20 protein-coding genes and 1 tRNA gene are annotated in these 17,691 nt (G+C 69.4%); 5 read left to right on the forward strand and 16 right to left on the reverse strand.

Features of this window, described 5'->3' with window-relative positions; translation table 11 throughout:
* Positions 1 to 6 precede the first annotated feature (6 nt).
* Both ACHAA3_RS08030 and ACHAA3_RS08035 read right to left on the reverse strand, forming a co-directional pair.
* On the reverse strand, positions 7 to 816 hold the full coding sequence (locus ACHAA3_RS08030; protein ID WP_435708458.1) for a maleylpyruvate isomerase family mycothiol-dependent enzyme: 810 nt from the start codon (positions 814 to 816) through the stop codon (positions 7 to 9).
* A complete protein-coding gene (locus tag ACHAA3_RS08035; protein ID WP_435708459.1) occupies positions 813 to 1,343 on the reverse strand; it encodes a hypothetical protein in 531 nt (176 codons plus the stop codon). The genes ACHAA3_RS08030 and ACHAA3_RS08035 overlap by 4 nt, the downstream gene beginning before the upstream one ends.
* Positions 1,344 to 1,424: 81 nt before the next feature.
* On the opposite strand from ACHAA3_RS08035, the gene ACHAA3_RS08040 reads away from it, so the two are divergent.
* Positions 1,425 to 2,423: an aldo/keto reductase gene (locus ACHAA3_RS08040; protein ID WP_435708460.1), complete on the forward strand. Its 999-nt coding sequence runs from the start codon at positions 1,425 to 1,427 to the stop codon at positions 2,421 to 2,423.
* Between the two features lie 64 nt (positions 2,424 to 2,487).
* Here the strand turns inward: ACHAA3_RS08040 and ACHAA3_RS08045 are convergent, their stop codons facing one another.
* Together ACHAA3_RS08045 and ACHAA3_RS08050 are read right to left on the reverse strand one after the other, a co-directional pair.
* Entirely contained in the window at positions 2,488 to 4,365 is a 1,878-nt protein-coding gene (locus ACHAA3_RS08045; RefSeq protein ID WP_435708461.1) for an acyl-CoA dehydrogenase, read from the reverse strand.
* A 159-nt stretch (positions 4,366 to 4,524) separates the two neighbouring features.
* Positions 4,525 to 5,121: an HAD family hydrolase gene (locus ACHAA3_RS08050; protein WP_435708462.1), complete on the reverse strand. Its 597-nt coding sequence runs from the start codon at positions 5,119 to 5,121 to the stop codon at positions 4,525 to 4,527.
* A 314-nt stretch (positions 5,122 to 5,435) separates the two neighbouring features.
* Here ACHAA3_RS08050 and ACHAA3_RS08055 point away from each other — a divergent pair, with 314 nt between their 5' ends.
* A complete protein-coding gene (locus ACHAA3_RS08055; protein WP_435708463.1) occupies positions 5,436 to 6,353 on the forward strand; it encodes a LysR family transcriptional regulator in 918 nt (305 codons plus the stop codon).
* Here the strand turns inward: ACHAA3_RS08055 and ACHAA3_RS08060 are convergent.
* The 8 genes from ACHAA3_RS08060 to ACHAA3_RS08095 form a co-directional block, all read right to left on the reverse strand.
* The gene (locus ACHAA3_RS08060; protein WP_435708464.1) at positions 6,350 to 6,889 is read right to left on the reverse strand and encodes an N-acetyltransferase family protein; all 540 of its coding nucleotides are present in this window, start codon (positions 6,887 to 6,889) and stop codon (positions 6,350 to 6,352) included. The two genes, ACHAA3_RS08055 and ACHAA3_RS08060, sit on opposite strands and share 4 nt — an antisense overlap.
* Positions 6,890 to 6,912: 23 nt before the next feature.
* Entirely contained in the window at positions 6,913 to 7,659 is a 747-nt protein-coding gene (locus tag ACHAA3_RS08065) for an enoyl-CoA hydratase (protein WP_435708465.1), read from the reverse strand.
* A gap of 26 nt (positions 7,660 to 7,685) precedes the next feature.
* A complete protein-coding gene (locus ACHAA3_RS08070) occupies positions 7,686 to 8,411 on the reverse strand; it encodes an SGNH/GDSL hydrolase family protein (protein ID WP_435708466.1) in 726 nt (241 codons plus the stop codon).
* Positions 8,412 to 8,483: 72 nt separating this feature from the next.
* Entirely contained in the window at positions 8,484 to 8,978 is a 495-nt protein-coding gene (locus ACHAA3_RS08075) for a GNAT family N-acetyltransferase (RefSeq protein WP_435708467.1), read from the reverse strand.
* A 59-nt stretch (positions 8,979 to 9,037) separates the two neighbouring features.
* Positions 9,038 to 9,108, reverse strand: a tRNA-Gly gene (locus ACHAA3_RS08080).
* A gap of 32 nt (positions 9,109 to 9,140) precedes the next feature.
* The gene (locus tag ACHAA3_RS08085; RefSeq protein ID WP_435708468.1) at positions 9,141 to 9,977 is read right to left on the reverse strand and encodes an FHA domain-containing protein; all 837 of its coding nucleotides are present in this window, start codon (positions 9,975 to 9,977) and stop codon (positions 9,141 to 9,143) included.
* Between the two features lies 1 nt (position 9,978).
* A complete protein-coding gene (locus tag ACHAA3_RS08090; protein WP_435708469.1) occupies positions 9,979 to 10,248 on the reverse strand; it encodes a hypothetical protein in 270 nt (89 codons plus the stop codon).
* 91 nt (positions 10,249 to 10,339) lie between these two features.
* Entirely contained in the window at positions 10,340 to 11,254 is a 915-nt protein-coding gene (locus ACHAA3_RS08095; RefSeq protein ID WP_435708470.1) for an NADP-dependent oxidoreductase, read from the reverse strand.
* An 81-nt stretch (positions 11,255 to 11,335) separates the two neighbouring features.
* On the opposite strand from ACHAA3_RS08095, the gene dcd reads away from it, so the two are divergent.
* Positions 11,336 to 11,911: a dCTP deaminase gene (dcd, locus tag ACHAA3_RS08100; protein ID WP_435708471.1), complete on the forward strand. Its 576-nt coding sequence runs from the start codon at positions 11,336 to 11,338 to the stop codon at positions 11,909 to 11,911.
* Positions 11,912 to 11,978: 67 nt separating this feature from the next.
* On the opposite strand, the gene ACHAA3_RS08105 is transcribed toward dcd, so the two are convergent.
* Positions 11,979 to 12,602 carry an alpha/beta family hydrolase gene (locus ACHAA3_RS08105; protein ID WP_435708472.1) on the reverse strand — a complete coding sequence of 208 codons (624 nt, stop codon included), beginning with the start codon at positions 12,600 to 12,602 and terminating at the stop codon, positions 11,979 to 11,981.
* A gap of 28 nt (positions 12,603 to 12,630) precedes the next feature.
* Here ACHAA3_RS08105 and ACHAA3_RS08110 point away from each other — a divergent pair, with 28 nt between their 5' ends.
* Entirely contained in the window at positions 12,631 to 13,536 is a 906-nt protein-coding gene (locus ACHAA3_RS08110) for a pseudouridine-5'-phosphate glycosidase (protein WP_435708473.1), read from the forward strand.
* Positions 13,533 to 14,363, forward strand: a complete 831-nt coding sequence (locus ACHAA3_RS08115; RefSeq protein WP_435708474.1) for a carbohydrate kinase family protein — start codon at positions 13,533 to 13,535, stop codon at positions 14,361 to 14,363. The genes ACHAA3_RS08110 and ACHAA3_RS08115 overlap by 4 nt, the downstream gene beginning before the upstream one ends.
* Before the next feature lie 42 nt (positions 14,364 to 14,405).
* Here the strand turns inward: ACHAA3_RS08115 and ACHAA3_RS08120 are convergent, their stop codons facing one another.
* From ACHAA3_RS08120 to ACHAA3_RS08130, 3 genes are all read right to left on the reverse strand, one after another.
* Positions 14,406 to 15,428, reverse strand: coding sequence for an IS30 family transposase (locus tag ACHAA3_RS08120; RefSeq protein WP_435708475.1), 1,023 nt, complete (start codon positions 15,426 to 15,428; stop codon positions 14,406 to 14,408).
* Positions 15,429 to 15,532: 104 nt separating this feature from the next.
* Complete coding sequence (locus ACHAA3_RS08125) at positions 15,533 to 16,423, reverse strand: carbohydrate kinase family protein (RefSeq protein WP_435708476.1); 891 nt, start codon at positions 16,421 to 16,423, stop codon at positions 15,533 to 15,535.
* On the reverse strand, positions 16,420 to 17,649 hold the full coding sequence (locus ACHAA3_RS08130; protein ID WP_435708477.1) for an AGE family epimerase/isomerase: 1,230 nt from the start codon (positions 17,647 to 17,649) through the stop codon (positions 16,420 to 16,422). The genes ACHAA3_RS08125 and ACHAA3_RS08130 overlap by 4 nt, the downstream gene beginning before the upstream one ends.
* Positions 17,650 to 17,691 lie beyond the last annotated feature (42 nt).

The following is a 17,691-nucleotide window of genomic DNA, read 5'->3' on the forward strand; positions in this document are numbered from 1 at the left end:
GATGCCTCACGGAGTCACGGCCATGGCGTCGAGCACGGCGTGCGCCAGCGACTCGTCCCCGTCGATCTCGATGGTGAGGTCGTGGCGGGTCCGGCGCCCGGCGGCGAGCACCGTGAACGTCTCGGTGTCCATCCGCAGCGTGGTGACCGGGCCGGTTGCTTCTGACGGCTGGGCCGTGTCGAGCCGGTGGGCGCGACCGTCCTCGCCGACCACGACCGCCAGATCGACCGGGACCGGGCCCGTCACGTCCCAGCGGACGACGGTGCCGGCCGGAGGCCTGACCTGCTTGCCGAGCACGTAGGGCATCGCGAACGAGAACGTCATGGCCACGACCTGGGCTGCCGTGCCGTCGAACCCGCCGGGACGACCGAGCGCGCGCCGGATGTCCTGCTCGTGCACCCAGATGTCGACGCAGCGGTTGCGCAGCAGGGTGTCCCACGTCCAGTCGATGCCACCGGGTGTGACCGGGGCCGGGGTGTCGGGGTCGTCCGGCAGGTCCTCGAGCTGCTCGCTGCGCCGTGCGACGGCATGCCGGATCTCCGCGGACAGCTCGGCCAGGGTGAGACCGCGTCGTTCGGCCACACCGGCCTCGGTGTAGGTCGACGGCAGGCCTCCGGCGTCTGCGGCACCGGTGTCGGGGGTGTCTCGGATGCCGATCGACTCCAGGTGCGCGGTGTGGGCGACGACGTCCTGCACGGTCCAGCCGGGACAGTCGGTCGGGGTGCTGGCGTCGGCGGCGCCGAGGCCGTCGACGAGCTCGAGGACGGCGTCGACGGACTCGCGCCAGCCGGCGACGTAGGTGGACAGCATGCTCATGCGGGGCCTGACTCCTGGTCGGTCGAGGTGCGGGTGCGGCGGCAGTGGAAGGTCCAGATGCCCAGAGCGACCGCGGCGATCAGCCCGGTCGTCGCGATCGCCTGACCCCGCTCGCCCCGAGAGGCGAATCCGTCCACGACCGCGTAGGCGTAGCTCGCGCTGTCCGTGCGGTCGTCGGCTGGTGCGCAGGCGATCGCGAGCCCGTCCTGGCCCTCGGGCAGCAGGTTGATCAGCTGCCACCGACGTCCGTCGGTGTCGACCGCGATGTCGATGGCGGCCTCTTCGATCTCGATCGGTTCGCCGTCCTCGGGAGTGGCGGTGCAGGTGATGTCGAGGGTCGGCTGGTCGATGTCGGTGAAGACCGCGAGGCTCGAGCCGGCGGCATCCACCCGCTCGTCGGTGATGGTCACCGGTGTCGCCTCGCGAACGGTGTCCCAGGCCCCCGCTGCCACGACGGTGGCCAGCACCCAGCCGCCCAGCACCACGAGCACCGCCGCCAGATAGCCGAACGGGCTCGTCACCTTCACGGAGCAACTGTCCCACACGGCTGAGCGTCCGAGCCGACATCGAGGCGCGTGGAACTTGACTCGACGAGGTTGAATCACCACATGACTCTTGAACAGCGAACTCTCGGAACCGGTGACCACGCACTGAAGGTCTCAGCCCTCGGGCTGGGCTGCATGGGCATGTCGGAGTTCTACGGCACCGGCGACGAGGCGACGGCGATCGCCACGATCCATCGGGCGCTGGAGCTCGGCGTGACCTTCCTCGACACCGCCGACATGTACGGACCCTTCACCAACGAGCAGCTCGTGGGGAAGGCGCTGCAGGGGCGCCGCGACGGCGTCGTGCTGGCGACCAAGTTCGGCAACGAGCGACTGCCCGACGGCACCCGCCTGGGTGTCAACGGACGCCCCGAGTACGTGCACGCCGCGTGCGACGCCTCGCTGCAGCGACTCGGCGTCGACCACATCGACCTGTACTACCAGCACCGTGTGGACCAGAACGTGCCGATCGAGGAGACCGTCGGCGCGATGGCCGAGCTGGTCGAGGCTGGCAAGGTGACCCACCTGGGACTGTCCGAGGCCGCGCCAGACACGATCCGCCGGGCCCACGCGGTGCACCCCATCACGGCCCTGCAGACCGAGTACTCCCTGTTCACCCGCGATCTCGAGGTCGAGATCGTGCCCACCATCCGCGAGCTCGGCATCGGCCTGGTGCCCTACTCGCCGCTGGGTCGGGGACTGCTGACCGGTGCCATCACCTCCGAGTCGTCCTTGACCGAGGGTGATGCGCGCACCACGCCGTACTTCCCCCGGTTCCAGGGTGAGGCGCTCGACGCCAACCTCGTGCTGGTCGGCCGGATCCGCGAGATTGCGGACCAGCACGGCTGCACACCCGGTCAGCTGGCCCTGGCGTGGGTGCTGGCGCAGGGCGACGACGTCGTTCCGATCCCCGGCACCAAGCGGGTGGCGTACCTGGAGGAGAACGTGGCCGCGGCCGACGTGACGCTCACCGAGCAGGATCTGCAGGCGCTCGCCGAGGCCGTTCCTGCCGACGCGGTCAGGGGCGACCGCTACGGCGACTTCTCCTCGATCGACCGCTGAGAACGAGCGAGCCCCCGCAACCACACGGTTGCGGGGGCTTCGTCTGTTCGCCGATCGACTGCGCTCAGAACGCGGCTTCGTCCAGCTCCATGATCGATCCGTCGATGTTCTCGGCGATGGCTCGCTCGCCGGCCAGCATCGGCATCATCTGCCGGGTGAAGAACGAGGCCGCCGCGATCTTGCCCTCGTAGAAGGCCTGGTCGGCAGTCGAGACCTCGCCGCCGAGCTTGTCCAGCGCCACCTCGGCGCCGCGCAGCAGGAGCCACGCCACGACGACGTCGCCGAGCACGTAGACCAGGCGGGTCGTGTTGAGGCCCACCTTGTAGATGTTCGTGATGTCGCCGTTCTCGTCGGCGGGGTTGGCCGACATCAGATCGGCGAAGATCGCACCGATGATGGCCTGGGCGTCCCCCAGGCCCTGGGCCAGCAGCTCACGCTCGACCTTGAGGCGACCGTTGCCCGCATCGCTGGCGGCGAACTGCTCGATCTCCTGGGCGAGGTAGCCCAGCGCCTGCCCCTTGTCCTTGACGATCTTGCGGAAGAACAGGTCCTGGCCCTGGATGGCCGTCGTGCCCTCGTAGAGGGTGTCGATCTTGGCGTCGCGGACGTACTGCTCGATCGGGTAGTCCTGCAGGAAGCCCGACCCGCCGAAGGTCTGCAGCGTCTCGGTGCCGAGCACGACCCAGGACCGCTCTGAGCCGTACCCCTTGACCAGCGGCAGCAGCAGGTCGTTGATCGCCTCCGACAAGGTGGCGTCCTCCCCGCTGACCCCCTTCATGATGATGTCGTCCTGCCACGTGGTGGTGTACATCGCCAGGCTGCGCAGGCCCTCGGCGAACGCCTTCTGCGTCAGCAGCGAGCGGCGGACGTCGGGGTGGTGGGTGATGGTGACGCGCGGCGCGGTCTTGTCCGAGGCCTGCGTCAGGTCGGCGCCCTGCACGCGCTCCTTGGCGTACTCCAACGCGTTGAGGTAGCCGGTCGACAGGGTCGCGATGGCCTTGGCGCCCACCATCATGCGCGCGTTCTCGATGACGCGGAACATCTGGTTGATGCCGTCGTGCACCTCGCCGAGGAGCCAGCCGCGGGCCGGCTGTCCCTCGCCGGTGGAGGAGTCGCCGAAGGTGACCTCGCAGGTGCTGGAGACCTTGAGGCCCATCTTCTTCTCCACGTTGGTGACGTAGGCGCCGTTGCGCTCGCCGGTCAGCTCGCCGGTCTCGTGGTCGAAGTGGTGCTTGGGCACCAGGAAGAGGCTGAGCCCCTTGGTGCCGGGGCCACCGACGCCCTCGACGCCCTGCGGCCGGGCGAGGACGAGGTGCATGATGTTGTCGGCCATGTCGTGCTCGGCCGACGTGATGAAGCGCTTGACGCCCTCGATGTTCCAGGTGCCGTCCTCGTTGGGGAAGGCCTTGGTGCGGCCGGCGCCGACGTCGGACCCGGCGTCGGGCTCGGTCAGCACCATCGTGGCGCTCCAGTGACGGTCGATCATGTGCTGGGCGATCTGTCGGTCGCGCTCGTTGCCGTTCTCGAACACGATGCGGGCGAAGCCGGGGCCGGTGGCGAACATCCAGATGGCGGGGTTGGCGCCGAGGACGAACTCGGCCGATCCCCACACCAGGGATGCGGGTGCGCGCTGGCCACCGAGCTCTTCGGGCAGCTGGAGGCGCCACCACTCCGCGTTCATCCACGCGTCGTAGCTCTTCTTGAACTCAGGCGGCATCGTCACCGAGTGCTGGGCGGGGTCGTAGACCGGCGGGTTGCGGTCGGCGTCCTCGAAGGAGGCACCGAGGTCCTCGCGCGCCAGGCGCTCGATCTCGGACAGGATGCTGCGCGCGGTGTCGGCGTCGATCTCCTCGAACGGGCCCTTGCCCAGGATCTCGCCGCGGCCGAACAGCTCGAAGAAGTTGAACTCGACGTCACGCAGGTTGCTCTTGAAGTGGCTCATGCCAGGATCCTTCACGCAGAACGGGAATCAGGAACCGACCACTACTGGTCAGTAACTTAAGTATCCGCCCGGCTCGGGACAAAGACAAGCCAATTCGCCCGCAGGTGGTGTGGTTCGTGCCACGCGCGCGGCCAGGCCGGGGGAGCTCAGGCAGAGGGGTCAGGGCAGAAGGGACAGTGCCTGCTCGAAGTCCACGAGCGAGTCCAGGGCGATGTCGGCGCCGGCCGCGAGCAGGTCTGCGGTGCTGGTGCCGCCCGTGGCCACGCCGACCCCGATGATCCCTGCGGTGCGCGCGGCCACCATGTCGTGCGGGTGATCGCCGACGTACATCGTGGCGCCCTCGGCGCGCAGGACGTCGGCCTTGGCCTCGCACCAGTGCCCGCCGAAGACGCCGCCGGCGGCGAGGTCGAGGTGATCGACGTGCAGCTGGACGTTCGAGGTGTTCTTGGCCGAGATGATCAGGGAGCGGCCGCGTCGATTGACTGCGTCGATCGCTGCGCGGGCGCCCGGAAGTGCCTCGATCCGGGACACCGCGGTGTGGGGATAGATCTCGCGATAGCGCTGCGCCCACCGGTCGACCTGATCCTTCGGCATCCAGTGTGCGAGCTCGTGCTCGAGCGGGGGGCCGAGACGCGACGTGGCCAGGTCGATGTCGATCGCGTGCCCGGACTGCTCACTGATCGCCCGCATCGTGGCGGCGACGCCCGGCCGGGAGTCGATCAGGGTCATGTCCAGGTCGAAGCCGATGACGATCACGCGATCCACGCTAGCCGTGCCGGTGGGGTGGGGCGTCCGGACATGAGAACACCGGCCATCTCGGGGGGATGATGGCCGGTGTTGGTCTCAGTCTACGCAGACGATCAAGCCTGGCGTGTGGGAATCTGACGAAGTCCGTCGGTGAGGACCAGGCGGGTCGACTTCGCGACGCCAATCACGGTGATGGCTGCTACTGCGGTGCCGATGATGATCATGGGTGCCTCCTTCGGGCTGGGTGACGTGAGATAAGTGTCTGCTCTTCGAACTGTCAAGGACAAGCCAACATAAGTACACGCAATGTGTAGATTTGCTACATGGATGTACGCCGCCTCGGGCTTCTCAGGGAATTGTCGGAGCGGGGCACCGTCGGTGCGGTCGCCGATGCGATGCACATCACCCCGTCGGCGGTGTCCCAGCAGCTGAAAGTGTTGGAGTCCGAGGCCGGATACACGCTGATCGAGCCGGCGGGGCGAGGTGTGGCGCTGACCGTCGCGGGCCGTGCGCTGGCCCAGATGGCCACCGAGATGTCCGTGGCCATCTCCCGGGCCGAGGGTCAGTGGCGCGAGTACATGGAACGGCCCGGCGGCGAGGTGCGCGTCGCCACGTTCCAGACCGGGGGAGAGATGTTGCTGCCCGGGCTCTTCACCCGGATGGCCACAGTGCCCGAGGTCGAGCTGGTGATCTCCGACCTGATCGGCCAGCTCGTGGACTTCACCCAGCTGGTTCCCGATCACGACGTGGTGATCGCCGACTCGCCCACCACCTCGTCGTCGTGGATCGACCGCAACCTGCGCGTGGTGCCCCTGATGACCGAGCCGTTGGACGTCGCCCTGCCCGAGGACCATCCTCTGACGCGCAGGGCCAGCCTGTCGCCGAAGGACGTCGTGGGCGAGACGTGGATCGGCGTTCCGTCGGACGACCCGTTCGACCAGGTGCTGAGCCAGGTCGTCGCTGCGACCGGCGAGACGGTGCGGGTGACGCAACGCATCGCCGACAACGGGATCGTCGAGGCCCTCGTGGCCGCTGGGCACGGCATCGCGATCCTGCCGCGCTTCACGACTCGTGGTCGCGGCAACGGGTTGGTGACGCGGCCACTGGTCGGTATCCGAGCGCGCCGGGAGATCTCGGCACTGCTGCGGCCCGATCGCTTCGAGCGACCGTCCGTGCGCCTGGTGATCCAGGCGCTGCGCGACGAGGCCCGGGCTGTCGCCGACTCGCACCACTCGGTCTAGCCTCCGCAGGTCAGCACCATCACGGCGACATCGGGTCCGTCGTCGCCGATGGCATCGCGCAACCAGCCCGGGCGCACAGTTCCGATCGTGCGCCAACCCGTGCTCAGGTACAGCGCCATGGCACCCGGATGGACCGGCAGCACCTCGAGGCAGGGGTGCTGGTGGTTGCGCCGGGCATCGTCGACGACAGCGTGCAGCAGGCGCCTCCCGATGCCGAGACCGCGTGCCTCCCGCGCCACGAACAGTGCACCGACCCAGGTCAGGTCCGCGACCTTGCAACCGTGGGCCCGCGCGCAGGCGAGGTTGAGCTGCTCGTCCGCCCCCATCGCTCGGGCCTGATCGGTGCGGCAGGCATGCCCGACCGGCCGGCCGTGCAGCTCGGCGGTCCAGGCGCTCGACGCGTCGTGGGCGTGCAGGAACTCCTCGACCGGGAAGGGCAGGGGATCACGGAACGGATAACGCGTCTCGGCCTGCTGCGCCATCAGTGCGTCGGCCAGTGGTGGAAGATCCAGCACCACGCGCGGACGGATGGTCACGGCGTCAGCGACCGATTCGGGAGTCACCTGAAGCGCGCGGCGAACTCGCGGAACTGCGGATTCGCCATCGACTCGGCCTGGGCGCGGGCCTCGAAGGCCAGGCTCTCGGCGGCATCCGCGGTCGAGGCGAGACGAACGGACCTCTTGATGTCGGCCATCAGCTGGGGCTCGCGGGTCGACCAGGTCGTGGCGAGCTCGGTGGCACGCTGGAGGGTGTCGCCCGCGATCTCCTGGGCGATTCCGAGGCGCAGCGCATCATCGGCGTCGATGACCTCGCCGGCGAACAACGCGGCGGCCGTGTTCGCCGCGCCGATGCGCTGAGTCAGCATCCAGGTGCAACCACCCCCGGGGTGCAGGCCGATCTGGCTGAACGTCGGTCCGAATCCCGCTCGCGGTCCGGCCACGATCACGTCGCAGGCCAGAGCGATGTTCAGTCCGGCGCCCACGGCAGCTCCGTGCACGGCTGCCACGGTGGGGATCGTCAGCTCGCGCAGGCCGAGGAAGGTGGCGTAGACCCGCATCAGGTGATCACGCAGGTCATCGACGGGTCGGTCGAGATCTCCGAACAGGCCGACCAGGTCCGCGCCGGCGCAGAATGCCTTGCCAGCGCCGGTCACGACCAGGGCGCGCGCATCGGCGTCCGCGGCAACCGTCTCGATGGCGGCCTGCAGCTCGTCCAGCAGCGGCCAGCTCAGGGCGTTGCGGCGCTCCGCGTCATCGAGGGTGATGGTGCGGACAGTTCCGTCAGACGTCAGGTGCACGAGGGGCATGGTCTGAATCTAGGGGGTGGGTTCGATCAGAACGCCGCGCGTGCCACGGCAGCCATCTGGGCGTAGCCGCGGTCATTGGGGTGGAAGCGGTCCTGGGCGAGGCGTCCGCGCCAGTCGCGCAGGTGCGGGATACGGAAGTCCGCTGCGACGATGCCGCGGTCGCCGGCGCGATCGAGCACGCGATTGTAGGCAGCGGTGGCTCGTTGCAGGCCGGGCTGGCGAGCCACGACCGTGCCCTCGGGCAACGCGTCGAGGAGCAGGCGGGCCGAGTCCGCCAGCGACCCGACCCAGCGGGGGCTCATCAGGTCGTTGTTGCCGGTCACCACCGTGACGAGGGCGATGTCGCGCTGCTGCCGCAGGGTCTCGAGCACCGACACCTGGCGGTGCAGCACCTCGAGCACCCGGGCGCCCTTGAACGACAGGTTCACGACTGCTGCATCGTGCAGGCGAGGTGTCGGGTCCGCGGCGATGCGGCCGACCCAGCCCCGATCGGGGGCTGAGGCACCGATGCCCTGCGAGAGCGAGTCGCCGAGCACGACCCACAGGGGCCGGCCCGACGCGAAGGCGCGGCGGTTGCTGTCACTCCACCAGGCTGCGTACGGCGAGGTCTGGGCGAGCGTGGCGCCCAGGCCCGGCATGATGCGAGCCAGCTTGGAGACGAAGGCGCCGTGTGGGCGCCCGCTGGTGCAGGAGTACCCGGAGAGATCGAGACGACGCCCCGCATCGTGGGGGTCGGTCACCAGCTCGGTCATGAGAGAAGGGTGTCAGCACCAGCCGCCGGCGGGCGACCTGGGCCGACCCGATGTCGGGCACGTCACGCTGCGTCAGGACGATGCTGTGAGGTCCAGCGTCATGAAGGTGCTCCACGGGTCGTCGGTGTAGGCGCCGAACGCACCGCACTCGACGAAGCCGTGGCGGGCGTAGAGCGCTCGGGCCGGGGCGAACGCATCCGTGCCCCGCTCGAGCGTCTTGGCCGACCCGGTCTCGAGGCTGAGGCGGACGTACCCGCGACGCCGGGCCTCGCCGACCAGGTGCTGGAGAATCGCGGAGCCAGCGCCGCGGCCCCGAAACGCGTCGGCCACCCGCATCGACTTGATCTCGCCCCACCTCGTGTCCAGCTGCGCGAGCGCCCCGCAGCCGACCAGGGCCTCGCCGTCCCATGCCGACCAGAAGGTCACGTCGGCCGCTCTCAGACCGTCGAGGTCCAGGGCGTGCATGCTCTCGGCCGGTGAGTACTGCGCGAAGTCGGTGAGGTGGTGCTCGAGCAGGGCGACGACCGAGGGGTGCGTCAGATCGTCGGTGCGAAGGACCAGATCCATGGGTCCATCATGGGCGGCGCGCCAGCCAGACACAGTTTCGGTGCTGGGGAGGAGATCAGAGCCGATGACGGGAATCGAACCCGCATATCTTGCTTGGGAAGCAAGCGCTCTACCACTGAGCTACATCGGCGATGACGCCACTGTACCGAACCGGCCTCGGGGTCAGCTCTGATACTTCGGCGGGTCCTGGGCGCGCTGGCGGCCCAGCTCGCCGCCGATGCGGCCACCGTAGGGGCGCCCGTGATCGGCGTGCTCGTCGCGGACGTACGTCAGGCGCCACGGGCCGATCTCGACGCGCGAGCCCGTGCGCAGGCGTTGCCGGTCCAGCTCCTGACCGTTGACGTAGGTGTGCGTCGAAGTGCCGCGAGCGACGAGCTCGTACTCATCCTCGGCGGTGCGTTCCACGACGGCCTGGAGGGCATCGACTCCCTGCAGGTGGAGGTCGGCGTCGTCGGCGCTGCCGAGCACGGTCTCTCCGGGGAGGAGCGAGAAGTACATGACCTGACGGGCCATCGCCGGCACCCGCGTGTCCGACAGGTACAGCCGGGGGTGTCCGCCGCCGTAGGGATCGTGGGTCTCGGTGACGCGCCGTCGAGCCCACGGGGCCCTCGGCAGGTGCAGGGGCACAGGGGTCGTCGGCGGGATGCCGACTCCATCGCCCCGGCCAGCCACGACGACCGCCTTCAGGGCTGCGGCCGCTCGCCACCGCACCACCTCGAGGAACTTCGACCGGGTGGCGAGCCGGTGCCAGAAGCGTGGTCGCACGGAGCCGAGGCGCATCAGGGCGCCGTCGTCGTCGGCGATGGTCAGCACGAGTCCGCGGTCGGCGATCATCTTCGCCATCGCCACGAGATCGCCGCCGGACCGGCCGCCGGCCAGGACCGACAGGTCGGGGCTCTGCACGAGGACGTTCGAACCGTCCGACCGCATGGTGCCTGCGGCGTGATCGCCGTCCGGCGTGTCGACCTCGAACTGGAGGTCGACCTGCACGGTGGGCACGTCAGTCCTGTCGCTTCTCGGCACCGCTGAACTCGTCGTCGCTGGTGACGACGCGGATCGTGCCGTTGAACTTCCAGGTGGCGCGGGCGGCGTGGGGGCCCGTGTCCCGCGGGACCTCGACCTCCATGTCGACCAGCTGGTAGCTGACCGCAGCGCCGCGACCGGTGAGGTACTCCCACATCTCGCGGCCGAGATCGGTCCAGTCGGTGGCGGGCTTGGGTCCGGTGCCGGATCCGGTGACGTTGCGGGCGGGGGTGGACTCGGTGCTCATCGCAGACTCCTTTGTTCGGAATTCCACTGTGGCACCGCTCACTCGTTTCGGCAGGTCCAGAACGTGCGGAATGTCAGTCTCGGCGGGACATCTACCCGCTGACGCGGATCGCGAGCTTGCCGCGCACGTGGCCCTCCTGGCTGCGGGCGAAGGCATCGGCGACGTTCTCCAGCGCGAAGACCTCCTCGACCTCGATGCGCAGGTGACCGTCATCGACCAGCACGGCGAGGCGCTCGAGGTCGGCGGGGTCGGGGCGCACCCAGCGCCAGCGGCCTCCGGACTCCTGCACCTCCGGATCGGTGATCGAGGCGTGTCGGCCGCCATCGGCGAGCACGGCGGTGGTCTGCTCGAGCAGACCACCGACGAAGTCGGCGACAGCGTCGACTCCCTGCGGAGCGAGGGCACGTACCGCGTCGACCAGGCCGTCGCCGTACTCGACCGGCTCGGCGCCGAGGTCACGCAGACGATCGTGCTGACCGGCCGAGGCCGTGGCGATCACCCGGGCGCCGGCGGCGCGGGCGATCTGGATCGCGAACGAGCCGACGCCGCCTCCGCCGCCGTGGATCAGCAGGACCGAGGATGCCGTGAGGTCGAGTCCGTCGACGGTCTGCAGGGCGGTGAGGCCGGCCAGTGGGATGGACGCCGCCTCTTCCCAGGACAGGTCGGCGGGCTTGCGTCCGAGCGTGCGCACGGGCGCAGTGACCTTCTCGGCGAAGGTGCCGCCGTGCACGTAGTCCTTGCGGACGTAGCCCATCACCTCGTCGCCGACCGACCACTCAGGGGTGTCGGGGCCGACGGCCGACACGACGCCTGCGACGTCCCAGCCCGGCACCACGGGGAATCGGGCGTCCATCATGGCGTCGAGGCCGCCGGACATCAGCTTCCAGTCGACGGGGTTGACGCTCGCCGCACGAACATCGACGAGCACCTCGCTCGGACCGACCTTGGGGTCGGGCTGCTCGGTGAGGGAGAGGACGGAGTTGTCGCCGTACTGGTCATAGGTCATGGCACGCATGCAGGTCTCAACAGATCGCGGCCCTGAGTGATTCCATGACGGGTGCACGCGGGCATGCGTTAGTTTCGTCTCGTGCTTCTCTCCGACCGCGACATCCTGGCCGAGATCGACGCTGGCCGCATCGGCCTCGACCCGCTCGCGAGGGAGATGATCCAGCCGTCGAGCATCGACGTGCGGCTCGACAAGTTCTTCCGCATCTTCGACAACCACAAGTACCCGCACATCGATCCGGCCGCCGACCAGAGCGACCTGACGCGTCCCGTCGAGGTCAGTGATGACGAGGCCTTCGTGCTGCACCCCGGCGAGTTCGTGCTCGGCTCCACCTACGAGCAGGTCACGCTTCCCGACGACATCGCCGCCCGGCTCGAGGGCAAGTCCTCGCTGGGCCGCCTCGGCCTGATGACACATTCCACGGCCGGCTTCATCGACCCCGGTTTCAGTGGTCACGTCACGCTCGAGCTGGCCAACGTCGCCACGCTCCCGATCAAGCTCTACCCGGGCATGAAGATCGGTCAGATCTGCTACTTCCGCATGACGTCGCCGGCCGACAACCCCTACGGCTCGGCGAAGTACGGCTCGCGCTACCAGGGCCAGCGTGGCCCCACGGCCTCGCGCTCGCACGCCAACTTCCACCAGACGAAGATCTGAGCAGGTTCGCTCCAGCACTGAGGTTCTGACCTCGACACGCCGGCGTGTTGCCGTCGAGAGGTCAGTCTCAGCGAGCTCGGGGCGTCGCGACGGCGACGAATGCGGCGATGGAGTCTGCGGCGTCGGCGAGATTGTCGACCTCGGTGCGACCGCTGGCCCTGCGGGGCTTGAGGGAGTGGTCGCCGTCCAGCGCCCAGTGCACCTCGATCGAGTCCGGCAGGCCGTATCCGGGCACGTCGGCGACTGCGCCGAACGGGTCGCGCTCGCCCTGGACGATCAGCATGGGCGTGCGCAGCGTCAGCAAGTGGTCGGTCCGTAGGCGATCGGGCCGCTTAGGCGGGTGGAACGGATAGCCCAGCGCGACCACGCCGGCCGCTCCGGCGTCGTCCGCGATCATGCTGGCTACCCGCCCACCGAACGACTTGCCGCCCACCACGACCGGACCACCGACGCCGGTGACGGCCGTGCGGTACTCCTCGAGCACCGCCTCGGCGCGCGGCTGTCCGCCGCGCTTCCCGGTGGTGCGTCGCTGCGCCATGTAGGCGAACTCGAACCGCGCCACCCGCACGCCGCGTTCGACCAGAAGACCCGCCACGGAGTTCATCCACGGTGAGTCCATCGCCGCGCCGGCGCCGTGCGCCAGCAGCAGCGTCACGTCAGCGTCGTCGGGTCCGTCGAGCAGCAGGTCCACGACACCAGTGTGCCGATAACGTGTCCTCGTGCTTCCCCTCGATGTCTCGCCAGAGGTCGCGGCGGCGCTCGCCGACGGCCGTCCCGTCGTCGCGCTCGAGTCGACGATCATCTCCCACGGCCTGCCGCGCCCCGACAACCTGGCCGCTGCGCAGCGCTTCGAGCGGATCCTCGCTGACGCCGGGGTCGTCGCCGCGACGGTCGCGGTGCTCGATGGGCGACTCAAGGCTGGGCTCACCCCCGACGAGCTCACCCGCATCGCCACCGAGGACATCGCCAAGCTGAGCGTCCGCGACCTGCCCATCGCGCTCGGTCGTGGCGCCAGCGGGGCGACCACGGTCGCAGCCACGTCGGCCATCGCCGACCTCGCCGGCGTCCGGGTCTTCGCCACCGGAGGCCTCGGCGGGGTCCACCGCAAGGCGTCCGAGTCGTTCGACGAGTCGGCCGACCTGTCGGTGCTGGCAGACGTACCGATCACCGTCGTGTCGGCCGGGGTGAAGTCGATCCTCGACATCGGGGCCACGCTCGAACGTCTCGAGACCCTCAGTGTTCCTGTGCTCGGCTACGGCACGGAGACCTTCCCGAGCTTCTGGCTCACCGACTCCGGCCACGACCTCGACTGGCGTGTCGACGGTCCCGACGAGGTCGCCGCCGTGATGTCCGCGCGCGACGCCCTCGGCCAGCGAGCCGGCATCGTCGTGGCCAACCCCCTGCCGCTCGATCAGCAGCTCGACCCCGCGGTGCACGATCGCGCGCTCACCGACGCACTGCGCATGGCCGACGAGCAGGGCCTGGTCGGCAAGGAGGTCACGCCGTTCCTGCTGCAGACCATCGTCGACCTCACCGGCGGCGACAGTCTCGCGGTCAACCTGCTGATCGCCGAAAACAACATCCGGGTGGCGGCGGCCATCGCCACGTCCTGGAGTGGGAGATGATCCTCATCATCGGTGATGTCGTCGACGACATCGGCGTACGACCGCTCGGTCGCATCAATCCGGCCAGCGACACCGAGTCCGAGATCCGCATGACGTGCGGCGGATCGGCGGCCAATGTGGCCGCCTGGTTGGGCCACCTCGGCATGGGCGTGCGGTTCGTGGGACGCGCCGGCACCGACGGGGTGCAGCGGCACGTCGACGCGCTCACTGCGCACGGCGTCGACGCGCGCATCAGCGGCGACCCCGACCTGCCCACCGCGACCATCGTGCTGACCCTGGACGACGCCGCCGACCGCACCATGTTCGTGGATCGCGCCGCCAACTCGACCCTCGCCGAGTCGCATCTCCTCGACGCCTGGGACGACGTCGCGTGGCTGCACCTGACCGGCTACTCGTTCTTCGACGACGCGACCCGGCCAGTGGCGGTCGCAGCGATGGCCGAGGCGCGTCGCCGGGGCGTGGGGGTCAGCATCGACCCCAGCTCGCTCGGTTTCCTGGAGACGACGGGCCGCGAGGTCGCCACGCAGTGGTTCGCCGCTGCTGATCTGGTGTTCCCCAACGAGGACGAGCAGCGGTTCTTGTCCCTCGATCTCGCCGGGGTCGTCGAGACTCGCGGCGCCGAGGGGGCACGGTTCGGCAGTGCGACGGTCCGGGCCGACCCCGCCGACGTCATCGACACGACGGGAGCCGGTGACGCCTTCTGCGCCGGCTTCCTCAGCGTCTGGACGCGGAACCAGGACCCCCGGGAGTCACTGGCCGAAGGAGCGGCAACAGCCGCGAGGTGCGTGGCCCGTCGAGGAGCCCGCCCAGCCCGGAGGGGCCGGTGAGCCAACTTTTGTAGCGGTAGGCAGGCCAAACCAGGGGCGATCTCAACCGGCTGTTGCAAGTAGCGCTCGGTCGAGTGCTTGTGCTGGAGTCTGCCAGTTCAGGGTCTGACGGGGTCGGGTGTTGAGGCGCAGGGCGATCGCATCGCACTCGGCCTGCGTGACGTGGCGTAGGTCGGAGCCCTTGGGCCAGTACTGACGCAGCAGCCCGTTGGTGTTCTCGTTCGACCCGCGTTGCCAGGGCGAGTGTGGGTCGCAGAAGAACACCGGGAGGCCGGTCTCGATGCTGAACTCGGCGTGCTGGGCCATCTCGCGGCCCTGGTCCCACGTTAGCGATTTGCGCAGCTCCAACGGCAGCCGGCTGATCAAGGCGGTGAGCTGCTCGCGGGTGTCAGTGGCGGTGTGGTTGGTGTTTAACGGTGCCAACAACACGAACCGTGAGTGGCGTTCGACCAAGGTGATGATCGCGCCCTTGCCGACCGCGCCCAGGATCAGATCGCCCTCCCAGTGGCCATGGACAGCACGGTCTTCGGCATCTGCTGGTCGCTGCGAGATCGGCATCATTCCCTTGAGCTTTCCGCGTCTTTCCACCGTCCCGTGGGGTTTGCGGCGGGTTCGGCCCGTGCGCAGATGCGCGGCCAGCTCACGTCGCAACTCTCCGCGCGTCTGGACGAACAACGACTGGTAGATCGTCTCGTGACTCACCCACATAGCCTGATCGTCAGGGAACAGTTTGGGCAACATCGCCGCGATCTGCTGCGGCGACCAGTCCGCTTCCAGCAACCCGGTCACGACCGCTGCCAGGGCCCCGACCACCCTGCAGGGCTTGGGCCGACGTCCACGAACGAGCGCGAACTGCTGCGCACGGTCAGCGCGATACCGGCGAGGCCTACCCATCAAGGCCACCCCACGACGCGCAGAACGCTTCCCGCCACCGCGCCGGACCTCACGCGAAACAGTGGCCGGCGAGCGCCCCAACACCACGGCGATCTGCGCCTGAGTCAGACCAGCATCCAGCCCACGCTCGATCGCCACCCGCTCAGACTCGAGCAAACGAGAACCAGGCATCTTCCACCTCCGGTAGTTACAAAGATCTTGCAACTACCGGTTGAGACCGCCAGGGCTGAAGCATGCGTACCGCTACAAAAGTTGGGGCTTCTACCCCCGGGGCTCTACCCGTCGAGCTCTTCGAGCCAGGGGAGATCTGCGCCGGCTCTTGAGACGGTGATGGCGGCGGCCTGGGCGGCGTAGGTGCCGAGGTCGAACAGCTCGGTCACGTCGAGCTCGGCTGCGGCCGGCCAGTCGTAGGCGGCGCTCCAGGCCAGCATCGCGGCCATGAACGTGTCGCCAGCGCCGATGGTGTCGACGACGGTGACCGTGGGTGCCTCGATGACCGCCAGCTCGCCGTGGTGGGCGATGAGTGCCCCGCCGGCGCCCTGGGTGATCGCCACCAGTGCGCCCTCGGATGCGAGGCGGCGGGCGAGGTCGGGGGGCGAGACGTCGGGGAACAGGACGGCTGCGTCCTCGTCGCTCATCTTGACGATGCGGGCGTACGGGGCGAACCGGGCGAACACGGCCTGCCAGACCGACGGGTCCGCGACGACCGACGAGCGGATGTTGGGGTCGAACGACACAGGGATTCCAAGCACGTCGGCCGTCACCACGAGCTCGGCGACCTGCGCAGCGCCCGGCTCGATGAGGGTGCCGAGGGAGCCGACGTGGACGGCGTCGAAGTCGCTGGGATCGGGAAGTGTCTGCGGCGCCCACGTGAGGTCGAAGGTGTAGCTGGCGGCGCCGTCGTGATCCAGGCGGGCGACCGCCGTCGACGTGCGGTGCACGGTGGGATCGGGGCCGGCGTGGCTGACCTTGGACGCCTCGAGCCCCTCGGCCAGCAGGTGCCCGTTCTCGTCATCGGCGAACTGGCAGGCCAGGTGGGACTGCACGCCGAGCCGTGCCAGGCCGCGCGCCACGTTGTACGGAGAGCCGCCTGCGTGCGACTCCGCGCTGCCGTCGTCGCGCTGCACGATGTCGACCAGGGCCTCACCGACCACGAGCACCGTCATCTGGGCGAACCTCCGAGTGCGACAGTCGCGGTGGGGGACAGGGGTAGATCGGGAAGGGTCAGGGCGTTGACGCCATGGTAGGCGTCGGGACGACCGCGCCACGTGCGATCCGACGCGCCAAGAGTCGGTGACAGCTCGTGCCGCCACGATCCGTCGGCATCGATGAGATGGGCGTCGATCTCGGACCACCACCGGTCGGCGAGCCCGGAGTACAGGGCGTCGCCGGTCACCCGCGCCAGGGAATCGGCCGCCTGCGCGGCCTCCGCGACGACCCAGTGGAACCGCTCGGCCACGACCACCGCGCCGTTCCAGTCCGTCGTGTACGGCAGCAGCGCGGTGTCGGGGTCGAGGACGTCGTCGACCGCACGAGCGAACAGGTGCTGGGCCGCTTCAAGGCGCCACGGCGTCGGCGTGTCCGCGGCAGCGTCGACCTGGAGCACGAGACGGGCCCACTCGAAGGCGTGCCCGGGGGTGGCGCCGAACGGGCGGAACGGGTCGTCGGGCCGGTCCCGGTTGAGGTCGAGCACCGGGTTCCAGTCGCGGTCGTAGTGCTCGGGGATGCGCCACTGATGAGCGCGTGCCGTCAGGCCGATGATCTGGCCGCAGATCGCGGAAGCCCGCTCGAGCCAGACCGGGTCGCCGGTGACGTCGGCGGTGAACAGGTAGGCCTCGACGGTGTGCATGTTGGAGTTGGCGCCGCGGTAGTCATCGACCGACGACCAGTCGCGGGAGAGCTCCTCCACACACCGCCCGGCCTCGTCGTCCCAGAAGTGTGTGGCGTGGACCTGCTGTGCCTCCTCGAACAGCTCGGCGGCTCCGGTGATGTCGGCCGAGGCCGCGGAGGCTCCGGCCAGCAGCACGAACGCGTGGCCGTAGCACCGCTTGGCCCCACCCGATCCGTCCAGGTCCGGGGCCGATCCATCGGGCGCCAGCGCGTCGAACCAGCCGCCGTGCTCGTCGTCGTGCAGGGCCGTCCGGAGCGCCGCGATCCCGTGCGCCGCCAGGTCGGCGGAGCCGGGGATGTCGAGGAGCGCGGCGATCGAGAAGACGTAGGTCATGCGCGCGTTGATCCACAGGTCGAGCCCGTGGGTCGTGTCGTCGCGGCCCGAGTCGTCGAGCCAGCCGAAGCCCACGTCGCGGCGCGAGCGGGCTGCGAGGTCGATCAGCTGGCGTCGTCGATCGTGCCGCCACTCGGGCGATCCGGGGAGGGGGTCTGTCGCGGTCACGTCGCCACGGTATCGACTCCGGTGTCAGGGTCGGGTCAGGGA

Source organism: Aeromicrobium sp. CF3.5 (assembly GCF_051262695.1).
GTDB lineage: Bacteria > Actinomycetota > Actinomycetes > Propionibacteriales > Nocardioidaceae > Aeromicrobium.